10 protein-coding genes and 1 pseudogene are annotated in these 12,224 nt (G+C 63.6%); 3 read left to right on the forward strand and 8 right to left on the reverse strand.

Annotation, left to right across the window (positions count from 1 at the left end; genetic code table 11):
* Positions 1–94: 94 nt before the first annotated feature.
* The 7 genes from ACFMO5_RS14220 to ACFMO5_RS14250 form a co-directional block, all read right to left on the reverse strand.
* Positions 95–868, reverse strand: coding sequence for a type III pantothenate kinase (locus tag ACFMO5_RS14220; RefSeq protein ID WP_376793408.1), 774 nt, complete (start codon positions 866–868; stop codon positions 95–97).
* A gap of 263 nt (positions 869–1,131) precedes the next feature.
* A complete protein-coding gene (gene panC, locus ACFMO5_RS14225; RefSeq protein WP_376793409.1) occupies positions 1,132–1,974 on the reverse strand; it encodes a pantoate--beta-alanine ligase in 843 nt (280 codons plus the stop codon).
* Positions 1,975–2,174: 200 nt separating this feature from the next.
* Positions 2,175–3,161 carry a ketopantoate reductase family protein gene (locus tag ACFMO5_RS14230; RefSeq protein ID WP_376793410.1) on the reverse strand — a complete coding sequence of 329 codons (987 nt, stop codon included), beginning with the start codon at positions 3,159–3,161 and terminating at the stop codon, positions 2,175–2,177.
* Positions 3,161–4,045: a 3-methyl-2-oxobutanoate hydroxymethyltransferase gene (gene panB / locus ACFMO5_RS14235; RefSeq protein ID WP_376793411.1), complete on the reverse strand. Its 885-nt coding sequence runs from the start codon at positions 4,043–4,045 to the stop codon at positions 3,161–3,163. The genes ACFMO5_RS14230 and panB overlap by 1 nt, the downstream gene beginning before the upstream one ends.
* A gap of 744 nt (positions 4,046–4,789) precedes the next feature.
* Complete coding sequence (locus ACFMO5_RS14240) at positions 4,790–5,521, reverse strand: hypothetical protein (RefSeq protein WP_376793412.1); 732 nt, start codon at positions 5,519–5,521, stop codon at positions 4,790–4,792.
* 3 nt (positions 5,522–5,524) lie between these two features.
* Positions 5,525–6,460: a methionyl-tRNA formyltransferase gene (gene fmt, locus ACFMO5_RS14245; RefSeq protein WP_376793413.1), complete on the reverse strand. Its 936-nt coding sequence runs from the start codon at positions 6,458–6,460 to the stop codon at positions 5,525–5,527.
* A gap of 110 nt (positions 6,461–6,570) precedes the next feature.
* Positions 6,571–6,876, reverse strand: coding sequence for a gamma-butyrobetaine hydroxylase-like domain-containing protein (locus tag ACFMO5_RS14250; protein WP_376793414.1), 306 nt, complete (start codon positions 6,874–6,876; stop codon positions 6,571–6,573).
* A gap of 908 nt (positions 6,877–7,784) precedes the next feature.
* On the opposite strand from ACFMO5_RS14250, the gene ACFMO5_RS14255 reads away from it, so the two are divergent.
* The 3 genes from ACFMO5_RS14255 (at position 7,785) to ACFMO5_RS14265 (ending at position 11,775) form a co-directional block, all read left to right on the forward strand.
* Positions 7,785–8,195: a hypothetical protein gene (locus ACFMO5_RS14255; RefSeq protein ID WP_376793415.1), complete on the forward strand. Its 411-nt coding sequence runs from the start codon at positions 7,785–7,787 to the stop codon at positions 8,193–8,195.
* Positions 8,196–8,382: 187 nt separating this feature from the next.
* Entirely contained in the window at positions 8,383–10,062 is a 1,680-nt protein-coding gene (locus ACFMO5_RS14260) for a cellulase family glycosylhydrolase (RefSeq protein ID WP_376793416.1), read from the forward strand.
* A 288-nt stretch (positions 10,063–10,350) separates the two neighbouring features.
* The gene (locus tag ACFMO5_RS14265; protein ID WP_376793417.1) at positions 10,351–11,775 is read left to right on the forward strand and encodes a CehA/McbA family metallohydrolase; all 1,425 of its coding nucleotides are present in this window, start codon (positions 10,351–10,353) and stop codon (positions 11,773–11,775) included.
* A 30-nt stretch (positions 11,776–11,805) separates the two neighbouring features.
* Here ACFMO5_RS14265 and ACFMO5_RS14270 read toward each other — a convergent pair.
* A pseudogene (locus ACFMO5_RS14270) lies at positions 11,806–11,955 on the reverse strand (transposase); the annotation flags it as partial.
* Positions 11,956–12,224 lie beyond the last annotated feature (269 nt).

The raw sequence follows: 12,224 nt of genomic DNA on the forward strand, positions 1-12,224 counted from the left end.
GAGCCGCGCGTCGAAGGCGCGCGGCTCGGCCCCAAAAGCCCCCAGGAGGAAACCCACGACAGAACGTCGATCTCCGTATAGTTACGGTATATCCTCATTTCCCCCGGCGGTTCAGCTCGAAGAGAAACCGGAGCCCATGGAGCGTCAGGTGGGGATCGACCACTTGAATCGCGGGAACCTCGTGGGCGATCGTATCGGCCAGGCCGCCGGTGGCGATCACCCGCGCGGGCTCCTCTAATTCCGCCTGGATCCGATGGATCATCCCCTCCACCATGCTGGCGAAGCCCAAGATCAAACCGGACTGCATCGCCTGGATCGTGTTGCGGCCGATGGCCCGGGGAGGACGGGTGAGCTCCACCTGGTAGAGTTGCGCGGCGGCGGTCACCAGGGCTTCGGCGGCCACCAGGATCCCCGGAGCGATCGCCCCACCCAAGTATTCTCCTTCCCGCGAGATCACATCGAACACGGTGGCGGTTCCGAAGGCGATGGCAATGGCTGGCCCTCCATACAGCCGGAAGGTCGCCACCGCGTTGGCCACCCGATCCGCTCCAACCTCCCGAGGATTCTCCACGGCCAGCCGGATCCCCGTCCTGATCCCAGGCCCGACGATCAGGGGCTCGATGCCCAGATAGTGTCGGATCATCTCCTCAAACACCCCTCGCAGGGGAGGCACCACGCAGGCAATGGCGCATCCCTGGATCTCCTGTGGGCGGATGTGATGCAGGGCGAAGAGATTCATAAAGAGAGCGGCGTATTCATCGGCCAGACGGTGGCGCTGAGTGGAGAACCGCCAGTGGGCCACAAGGGATTCCCCATCGAAAACCCCTGCCTTGATGTTCGTGTTCCCGACGTCCAAACAGAGCAGCATGGGCAACTTCTCTCCTTCCGAAAGGTGTAAAGGATGTGAGAGCCTTTGCCTCTCATCAATCCCAGGGTCTCCTCGAAGGGTGCGGATGATCCAACGGCCTGGCGGATGCAAACAACCCACGCAGGGGCGGGCCTTGTGCCCGTCCCGGGGCGCCCACAAGGGACGCCCTTACATCCCCTGCCCACACCCAACCGGAATTCCCTACGGAGAGAACATCCCCATCGGTTGAGGCGCTTGCCGAACCTCACGGGGTGCGGAAACCTTCAGTCCGATGATGGGAGCAGGATGTTGTCGATCAAACGGGTCTTCCCGATGTAGACAGCCAGGGAGAGCAGGGCTGGGCCTTCCACGTAGCTGAGCTCCTGTAAAGTCTCGGGATGGGCCACGCTCACATAATCCAGTCGGGCCAGCGGCTCGGCGCGGATCACTTCTCGCATGACCTCTCGCAGGCGCTCGGCATCCCGTTCCCCTTTTTCATAACGCGCTTTAGCCGCCTGGAGCGCCCGAAACAGCACTGTGGCCGCCTGCCGCTCCTCCGGGCTCAAGTAGGTGTTCCGGCTGCTCATGGCCAGGCCATCGGGCTCCCGCACGGTGGGGCAAACCACGATCTCCACCGGGATGTTGAGATCCCGCACCATCTGGCGGATCACCACTGCCTGCTGGGCGTCCTTCTGGCCGAAATACGCCCGGTCGGGCTGAATAATGTTAAACAGTTTGGTGACGACGGTGGCCACGCCTCGGAAGTGGCCGGGCCGCGCCGCCCCCTCCAGGGGCCGGCTGACCTCCTCTACGATCACCCAGGTCTGAAAGCCCGGCGGATACATCTCCTCGACGGAAGGGGCGAACACGAGGTCTACCCCCAAGGGCTCTAACAACCGAAGATCCCGCTCTAGGTCGCGGGGATAGCGGTTATAGTCTTCGTGGGGTCCGAACTGGGTTGGGTTGACGAAAATGCTAACGGCCACATGGTCGTTCTCCGCGCGAGCCCGCCGGACGAGGGAGAGATGTCCCTCGTGGAGATATCCCATCGTTGGCACGAATCCCCATGTGCCGGGGAGGGTGCGCCGGATCGTGCGAGCTTCAGGAATCGTGCGGACGACCCGCATGGTTTTACCTCCAGCTCGATGGGATCATACAGGATAGGAGCTACGCCGTTCGGGGTTCCCGAGAGGAGGCAGAAGGGCCCCACTCCCCTTCATCCTCTCTCCCCACGGCCCAAAGCCCCCACGAGGAAACCCACTGCGTAACTCCTACAGGAAATGATTCATGGAAGCAGATTCAGGTCGCTGTCTTTATTCCCCGAGGTTTAGCGGTGAGGGGCTCCATGGGTCGGGCCCATAGCGGGCAGGATGGCGGGTTCAGGAGGGGGCCGACCAGGGGCCCGGGTGCTCCGTTCCTCCACCGCTTTAACCCACCGCCAGAGGGCCTCGTTCAGCGGCGTCTGAACTCCGATTCGCCGGCCGATCGCGGCGACCGCACCGTTCAACGCGTCGATCTCGGTCGGACGCCCCCGATGCAGATCTTGGCGCATGGAGGAAGAGTTCGCTGCCGTTCGTCGGCAGACGTCCGCCACGAAACCCACTGGATCGTCAAAAGGTAGGACGACGCCCTGGGCGCGAGCCACCGCCGCGGTTTCCAGGGCCACCCCCCGAGCCAGCCGCCAGAGATCCGGCCGTTCCAGCAAGGCGCCGTTCGGAACATCGAAGAGGGCCGTGATGGGATTGATGGCGGTGTTCGCGACCAGTTTCCCCCAAATCACCCCCTGCAGATCTTCCCGGAGCTCCACCTGGAATCCCGCCCGTTCCAAGAGATCAGCGATCCGTTGGGCCCAACGCTCGGTTGGGGCGGAGGCGCTCAGCCAAATAGGTCCTTCCCCGCCTAACCGGGCGTATCCGGGCGCCAGGAGGGTGGCTCCCATCGTGGTGACCCCCTGGAGCGCGCGGGAGGGGCTGAGGACCGCCTGAAGTGTTTCCAACGGCCCCAGCCCGTTTTGGAGCGTTAAGGCGGCTCCCCCGGGGCGCAATACCTGCTTCGCCCACCGGGCCGCCCGCTCGGTCTGATAGGCTTTCACCAGGATGAGGGCGAGATCGCACGGGGGGACCTCCCCCGGATCCTCCGCCACGGGGATCCGGGCGCTCTCCTCCCCCTGAGGGGTCACGAGATGCAGGCCGTGCGTCCGGACGGCCTCCAGAGCCTCCGCCCACGTCCCCAGCATCCAGACCTCCGCGACGCGGGCCAGGCGAACCCCGAACAGCGTTCCCATCGCGCCGGTCCCCAGGAGGGCGATGCGCATCACCGCCGTTCCTCCACGGGCGTGGGGGATGGGAGATTCTCCAGCATCGCTTGGAAGGCCGCCAGCTCCTCCGGGTCCATGGAGAACGTGTGCTCCGGCCCAGGGAAACGACGGTTCCGCACGTCCTCACAGTAGGCTTGGACCGCTCGCACAATCTCGCCGTGAAGGTCCGCGTATTTCTTCACGAAGCGGGGCGTGAAGCGCTCGAAGAGGCCGATCAGATCATGAAGGACCAGCACCTGTCCATCGCACCCGGCTCCCGCGCCGATCCCGATGGTAGGGATGCGCAAGCGCTGGGTGATCGCTGCGGCCACGGGCTCCGGGACCATCTCCAGGACGATGGCGAAGCAACCAGCGGCCTCAAGGGCTAACGCATCCTCCAGGAGCCGTCGGGCGTCCACTGCGGTGCGCCCTTGGAGGCGATAACCGCCCAGCTTATGAATGGATTGAGGGGTGAGGCCGATATGACCCATCACCGGGATGCCTGCACGCACGATGGCCTCGATGGTGGGAACCATCTCCTGCCCCCCTTCCAGTTTGACGGCATCCATGCCCGCCTCTTTCAGAAAGCGGCCGGCGTTCCGGACCGCCTCGGCGATATCGGCCTGATAGGCCATGAAGGGGAGATCCCCCACCAGGAGCGCGGAAGGGTTCGCTCGGGCGACCGCCTTCGCGTGGTGGAGCATTTCTTCCATCGTGACCGGAAGCGTGTTGGGATAACCCAGGACGACCATGCCGAGGGAATCGCCCACCAGGATCACATCGACGCCCGCCTGATCGACAGCGAGGGCCGTTGGATAGTCATAAGCCGTGATCATCGTGATGGGTTCCCGGGCTGCCTTCCGCGTTTGAAGCGTGTGGATGGTGACTTTTTTGCGAGCCATGGTCCCCTCCAAGAAGAGAATCGTCTTCGGGAGTTGGGCGGTTCAGCTCCCTCTGGGAGTTTGAGGGACGGGATGAGGAATCCCAAGGGCTCCAAAAAAGGCATGCTGGGAGGAAAGGTCTTCGGCCAGGCGGATGTCCCTCGTGGTTCGCGAAGGCCGGCAAAGATTCCGATGGGAGGCGGCGGGCGACAGCGATCCAGGGGGCTGCGGGTTATCCACGCTGATGTGGCGGGAGGCCGTTAACGGCCATCCGATAGAGGTAGCCGTCCGTCCATTCCCCTGCGAAGCGAAGGAAGGAACGGGGGAACGGGGGGCGCCTCGCCCAAGGCCGTTGAAGGCCGGGGAGGGGATCTGAGGCGGATCACCCCTGAACCTGCCGTCCCGGTCGCCCCAAGGCAATCCAGGCGGCTGCAGGCGAAGCATCAAGGTGAGCTCTCCCCAACAGGCTCACCGCCCATCTCGGGTCGGTGGCGCTTTCAGTATACCACGCGGGCGGAACCTTGACCAGCGCTCACGATGCAGTCGCTCGGCTCCCAAGGATCCTCCCGCGATCGATAGTCCATGAATCCGCTTTTAGGCGGCTTCCTCTGGGATTCTTAGGGGCTGGGCCTCTCAAGTCCTCTCTGCCATGCAAGCAGTTGGTTGTCTCGTGGGGGCCCAAAATGCTTTTTATCCCCTCTCGCCGCGGCGAGAGGCCATCTGTCTTCCCGACCGCATACCCCAAAACCAAATATCGAGGAAGCGCTACCCTGTGATCCTATCCAGCAGGAAATTCAATCCGATCAATCCGGCCAGGAGCGGTAGATTCACGAAAAGCACGGCGGCCAGCAAAGGGGTGAGCCGTGCGAGGCCTCCTACCATCAATTCCATTATCGCTTGATGGAGTGGGATTGGACCAGCAAGCAGGAGGAGAATGAGGAGAAGCCCCCCCATTGCCCCCACCACCGGCCACGCCGCCCGGTCGGATGGGCTGGGCCACATCGCGTTGCCCACGGTGAAGAGCAAATAGAACCCCATCCATCCCCATTCCCGTTGGGGGAGCGTCTGCAACATCCGCCACGCGGATCCCCAGAGGGCCACCCCGGAAGCCGGAGCCTCCAACCATTGACCCCCGATGATGGCGATAAGCGCCAGGCCGGTGAGCAGGGGCGCTGCCCCGATCAGGCTCATCCGGAACGGATCCACCTCCGCGAGCTGGACCGCTCCCATGCGGATCTGCCCCCCGGACCGCTGGGGCCATAGGGCGAAGCGGTAGCGGCGGACGCCCAGGAGCATGGCGGCGAGCCAGTGGCTGAGCTCATGGAAAAGGACCCCGGGAAACAGCAAGGCCCAGTAGAGCATAAGGGCGATCTCCGGATGGCCGGTGAGGCGGTGCAACACGATTTGGAGGCTTCCATGGAGGGCCCGCTGGGTGAAGTAAAACAGCGCGAGGGTGACCAGGAAGACCAGGCCCACTTCCAGAGCGGCGGGATCCATCGGTTATCCCTCCTGGCCCAGGGTCGCCCCTAGGAAATCCGGATGCCCGTTCAGGAACGCCTCGATGGGCATCATCCGTTTGCCCTCCAGCTGGACCTCCAGGAGCATCAGGGCGCCTTCCCCCGTGCCCACTGCTGCCCCACGATCGACGGCCACCACTTGGCCCGGAGGGGCTTGAAGATCCGGGCGAACCCGGGCCCGGCCGATCTTCAGCAAACGCCCCTTCCAGAACGTGTAGCTGCCCGGCCAGGGCGTGAAGGCGCGGATCCGCCGTTCGATCTCCGCCGCCGGCCGTCGCCAATCGATCTCCCCATCCGCTTTCGTGATCCGTGGACAGTAAGTTGCCTGGGAGGGGTCCTGGGGTTGAGGCGTGATCTCCCCGGCCAGCCAGCGGCGGAGGGTCTCACGCATCAATCGGGCCCCTCGCTGGGCCAGGCGTCCCCCCAAAGTCTCCGCGGTATCTTCGGGGGCGATCGGTTCCCGCTCCATCGCCAGGATTGGCCCCGCATCGACTTCCTCGGTCATGAGCATCACGGTCACCCCCGTCTCCAGATCACCGTTGAGGATGGCTGCCTGAATGGGGGCTGGGCCTCGATAACGGGGAAGGAGGGACGCGTGGAGGTTCAAACATCCATAAGGGGGCAGCCGCAGTACTTCGGAGGGCAGGATCAGCCCATAGGCGACCACCACGATGACTTCCGGCCTCAGCTCCCGCAGCCGGGCCACCGCTTCGGGGTCCCGGCGCAAGGAGCGGGGTTGGAGCACCGGGAACCCATGGGCTTCCGCCCAGCGCTTCACCGGCGACGGGGTTGGACGCATCCCCCGGCCGGCGGGTTTATCCGGCTGGGTGAAGACCGCGGCGATCTCATGCTCCTCCGCCAGGGCTTCGAAGGTCGGCAGCGCGAATGAAGGTGAGCCCATCAGGACCAAGCGGGCCATTGTAAAAATTTTCTCCTGGAGGAGATGTTCGCAGCCGAAGCGCAGCAGGCCTGGTGCGCAACGCTTGGGTTCGGAAGGCCACCCAAGGCAGTCTCTCCTCCAAAGTGTCTTTACCTCTCATCGAGCTCGCGAAGGTAACGCCATGTATAGATGCCGGACGAATGCCCATCTCCCCAGAAGAGGCGCACCGCATAGTTTCCTACATAAGCGAAATCCACCAACGTGTCGTCGGGCTGGGGGCGCAAAAACAGCGGATCCCCCTGGGCTCGCTGGGCTTCGGTGCGGCAGAGGGCACAGGGGCATGCCGCTCGCAACCGGGACCAAGAGAAAGCGCGGCGCGAGCCGTCGGGCCATTCGACGATGAAGGACCGCGTCTCCGGATCGATCCGTACACGGGTAGGGATGTTGGACCCCATAGCGTTCTCCGCTGTCCCTGTTTATCGCTAGGAGAAGGGAACGCTGGTAAAGGGAGGGGCCGATGAGCAAGAACGGGCGCTCAAGCGCCCGACTCCAAACGGCCCCCGGCCCAGCCCCCGAAAGATTTTTCCCTTCCTGCGGCCCCAAGGGCCGCAGGAAGGGAGGGCCACATACTTCAGAAAAGATGGAAGGAGCAGCAGACGTTGCGATCCGTTGCAATTATAACATTCGGGTTTCTCTCCTCGAGGTTGTGCTGGCCGCTATCTCTGCGATCCGCTCATATGGGGGATCTCGTGTGGGATCGGAGAGCAGGGCTTTTCAATGTTCTAACCATTGGCAAGATGCTGCTTGCAATTTGGGGTTTTCGGGGGCTGGGCCGGAGGCCGAAGGCGCCCGGCTCCCGCTTCCCTCACGGCGTATTCTCAGCGAGGAACGTCCAGACGAATTTGTTGAATTTCATAAGGACCGCGAGGTGGAGGAAAAAGGGGAGGGACACCCACAAAGGTGCCCCCGCGGGGGCAAAGCCCTATCTCGACAAAGGGGATGAAGCGCACGAAAATCGGGCCGGGCTCTGTGCCCGGTGGATCGGCCATTGAACAAGCTTTGCCGGCGCACATAAATGCTTTTTGTGAGGATTTTACACAATTTATATTTATTATCATCGATTATATCAGGAAAAATCCAAGGAAATATTAAAAAGTAAATCAAAATTTCTCGGTGTGCTATCCGAATTGCGATTAATTGAATAGGCTCATCGGGGTTGTCAGGCCAACGGCCTCCGGAAGTAGAATCACATAAGGATGATGGAGATGTCGTGACGCTCATAGGGTTGGAGGTCGAGCAGGCTACCAGGTGAGCCCTTCGACTTCCAGGAACGCAAATTTCCATCCATTCATCGGAGGCATCAATGTATCCTGAAAGCGAGATCCTGTTCCCACCGCGATGTATCCCCTTATTGGCGGAGATCCGGGGAAAGGCGTGGAAGGCTCTGGTGCGTCGGGTGGTTCGGATGCCGGAGGATCACCCGGACACTTTGGCTCTGTCGTTAACCGTGATCCGACTGGCGGGCTGCCTGACCTGCGATATGGACAGCTATCGAGCTTCCCTGGGTTGCGCCACGTGCTCCCAGCGAGCCGTGGCCGGGTTCAAAGGCACGGATGAGCAACTGATCCGCCGGTTCGAGGAAGCCCGAGCGGAAGTGGAGGCTTATCTGAATCAGGGAACGCCGCTCTCCTCCAAGCGGAAAGCCTCTAAGGCTAAGACGAAGTCCTCCGGAAGGGCCACGGCCTTCTCCAAGCCCTCCAGGGCGTCGAAATAAAGGGATTGCAGGGCGGACGGCGAAGCCGCCGGGCGATCATCCGGAGAGGCGAATCAGGCGCTCTCGAGGATCGATGTGGGGAGTCGATCGGGGTGAAAGGCTCCTGGCCCACCCACTCCCCTCCAAAGGGGGCCAGGTGGGCACATGGGATCGGGCTTGAACTCTTCTTGCAGGAGCCGGCGATCGAATGCATCGACGGGGCTACGTCCGGATCTTTATCGTTGGGATGTTCGTTCTGGCAGGCTCCCTTGGAGCCTGGTGGGCTTCGCATGCTGTGATGGCGTGGGCCTATGAGGTGACAGGCGAGGAAAATCCCTTGGCCCGCCTCCGCGGCTTTCCCCATTATCTGACCAATCCACTGCGCCCGGCCTTGCTGCTGGCCCCTGAGGTTCCGGTTGCACATACGGATGATCCCCCCTTCGGGGTGAACACGTTCTTGGAACAGGAGGTGGAGCCGGAGAAGCGGGAACGGACGGTGCGCATGGTCGCCGCGGCGGGCTTCCGCTGGATCCGGCAGGAGTTCCCATGGGCGGACATCGAGATCCACGGCAAGGGGGATTTCGAGGACCGGCGACATCTCCCTTATCGCTCGGCATGGGAGAAATATGATCACATTGTGGATCTGGCGGAGCGCTACGGTCTGCGCCTGATCGTGCGTCTGACCAGCCCCCCCGCGTGGTCGCGCCACGATGGGGAAGCGCGGGGGGCCTTTGCCCCGCCGGACAACCCGGAGGATTTCGCGGACTTCGCGGAGGCCGTGGCCCGTCGCTACCGCGGCCGCGTTTTCCATTACCAAATCTGGAACGAGCCGAACATCGCGCCGGAGTGGGGCTCGTGCCCGACGTGCGCGGTGGATCCCGAGGCCTACACCGATCTCCTCTGCCGGGCCTACCGGCGGTTGAAAGCCGTGGACCCCCGGATTGTGGTGATCGCGGGAGCGTTGGCCCCTACATTATCCCTGAACCCCTATCCTCCCAACGGGTTGAACGACGTGGTGTTCCTCGAACGGATGTATCGGGCAGGGGCGGGCGCCTGCTTCGATGCCCTCTCCGTGCAGGGCTACGGGTTGTGGTCCGGCCCGACGGACCGCCGGCTCCGGCCTTACGTCATCAACATCAACCGGGCCCTATACATCCGCGATGTGATGGTCCGCCACGGCGACGCCCACAAGCCGATCTACATCGCGGAGATGGGCTGGAACGCCGTGCCGGACGGAGTGGGGGACAAGCGGTTCGGACAGGTGACGGAGGAACAGAAGGCCCGCTATTTGGTGGAAGCGTTCGAGCGGATCCAGCGGGAATGGCCGTGGGTCGCGGTGGCCAATGTGTGGTTCTTCAAACGGGCCTCCGACCGCGAGCGGGATCAGTCGTTTTATTATTTCAGCATTGTGGAGCCGGATTTCACCCCGCTCCCCGCCTACGAGGCCCTCAAGGCTTATCTCAACCAGCCGCCGCGGATGTATCCGGGGGTCCACACGGCCGATCACTGGGCCCTGCGATGGGAGGGCGCGTGGGAACGCCTGGGGGACGGGGAGCGTCGCGGATCGCCGGGGGCGCAGGTTGGCTGGACCTTTTATGGAGGGTCATTGCGGTTGGCGGGTGAGAGCGAGAGCGGGGGGCGCATCCGGGTGGAGCTGGATGAGGACGTTCCCCGGGAGCTAGATCTTCATCCGGGGGCGTGGGAGGTTGCCTTGCCGTCCCAAGTTGGCTGGCACACGGTGCAGGTCACCATTGAGCGGGGGCGGGTGACCCTTTCCCGTATTCGGGTGGAACGTTCCGAAGGTGTGGATGGCATGGCGTTGGGTTTGGGATGGCTGATCCTGGTCGTTGGGATCGCGGCGCGTCAAGGCAGGATTTGGAGGTTGTGAAGGGGAGAGCTACTGGTTCCGTCCCTGGCCTCACGTGTCGATCGGGAAGATGTACGGGGTGGGCCGCGTAAGCAGCCCACCCCGTACAAAAACCCACGGACTGTCTCTGTTCGCAACAGCGCAAACCGCCCCCACAAAGAAGTAGGGCGATGCTCTTAGTGCTTCTTTCAGATTTGATTTTCGGTTTCGGTCCCTTGGGGGTCGGAGGCGAGTCGGCGCCAAAGGCGCCCAGCCCGCCCCCAAACCCCCACGAGGAAATCAACATCCCCGGCTTTCGGGAAGGTCGCGATGAGGACGTTATTGCACTGGGAAGGCGATTTCACCCCGGCGGATAAGGCAACCTCGGATTACGTGTTGCTCCCCTTTGAAGTCCCCCCTGGCATCGCCCGCCTGGAGGTTCGTTATGCCTTTGAAGGCCAGGGGCGCCCGGACAGCCCGAGCGTGATCGACCTGGGGCTGTTCGACCCGCGGGGTGTGGATTTCCTTCAGGCCGAGGGTTTTCGGGGATGGAGCGGGAGCGCGCGCCGGGAGGCGATCCTCACGCCCCGGGCGGCCACGCCTGGCTACCTGCCGGGCCCGATCTTCCCAGGCCGATGGCATGTGATCTTGGGGCTCTACCGCATCGCCCCGCAAGGCTGCACCTGCACGGTGATCGTGCAGGCCTCGGAGGACGAGGGGCCGCTGCCCCATCCGCCGCCTGAGGCCGGTGGACCCGCGGACCGCTCCGAACCGGAGGACAGCGGCAGGGCCAGGTGGTGGCGGGGGGATCTGCAGAGCCACAGCCATCACAGCGACGCGCCCGGATCCTTAGAGGACCTGGTAGCGGCGGCCCGGCGGCGGGGCCTGGATTTCCTGGCGGTGACGGAGCATAACACCGTCAGCCACTTTCCCTATCTCGCCGCTTGGAGCGGGCCCGACCTCCTCCTGATCCCCGGGGAGGAGGTGACCACGTATTACGGCCATATGAACGCCTGGGGTCTTTCCCGCTGGCTGGATTTCCGCTGCCGGACGGCGGAGCAGATGCGGGCGGTGATCGATGCGGCCCACGCGATGGGCGCCCTGGTTTCCATCAACCACCCGAAGACCGATGGGCCGCCGTGGGAATACCCCACGGACCTTCCGGTGGATGCCGTCGAGGCGTGGCAGGGACCGTGGCCTTTGCGGAACCGCGAATCGCTCGCCTTCTGGGATGGGCTGCTGCGGGCCGGGCGCCGCGTGGCCGCTGTCGGCGGGAGCGATAAGCATCAGGACCCCCCGGGCGAGGGAACTCCCTTTTATCAGGTGGGCCATCCCACCACGTGGGTCTACGCCGATTCGCGGACGATCCCGGCGATCCTCTCGGCCATCCGGTCCGGCCGCGTGGTGATCACGGCGGATGTGGACGCGCCGTGGATCGAGCTGACGGCTGAGCGAGGGGATCAGCGCTGGATGGTCGGCGACGAGGTGGAACCCGGCGGCCCGGCTCGGATCCGGTGCGTGGTGCAGGAGGGGAAAGGCATGCATTTGCGATTGCTCACCCGGCTCGGGGAGCAGGCCTTTGTTCCAGTCGATCGCTCGCCTTTCGAATGGACGATGGCGTTGGACCTAGAAAAGCACGGATACGTCCGGGCTGAGCTGCGGGGCATGCGGCACTTCGCGGAGGAGATGCCCGACGATCTGCCGATGGTCGCGATGACCAACCCGATCTGGGGAGCTCGAGGTGCGAACCCTTAGAGAGTGTCCGAAAATTCCGCTATGGGTATAGATGCGTGTCAGGTGTCTGACCATCATACGAATCATTGCGGCATAAATGAAGGCCTCGCTGGTCTCCGGCAGGGCCTCGTCGTCCTTACTCAGCCGGCGATACTTGCCCAACCACGCCAATGTGCGCTCAACAACCCAACGCCACGGCAGCTGTTCCGTGACTCATCGTCATCTACTTCACCCCAACGGGTTCCATCGATGACCGGTCCCTTCCTGCTTCCTCGACCCGTGGCTCGTCGACCGGGCCTCAAGGCCCGTTCCGCCGCCAGAGGGATCTCCACAGGCCAACAGGGTCCCCGCGCGATCCTTTGGATCGCGCAGGGTGCCCGTTGGCCTGTGGAGATCCCTCTGGCGGCGGAACGGGCCTTGAGGCCCGGTCGACGAGCCACGGGTCGAGGAAGCAGGAAGGGACCGGTCAT

The sequence above is a fragment of the Thermoflexus sp. genome (assembly GCF_042408365.1).
GTDB lineage: Bacteria > Chloroflexota > Anaerolineae > Thermoflexales > Thermoflexaceae > Thermoflexus.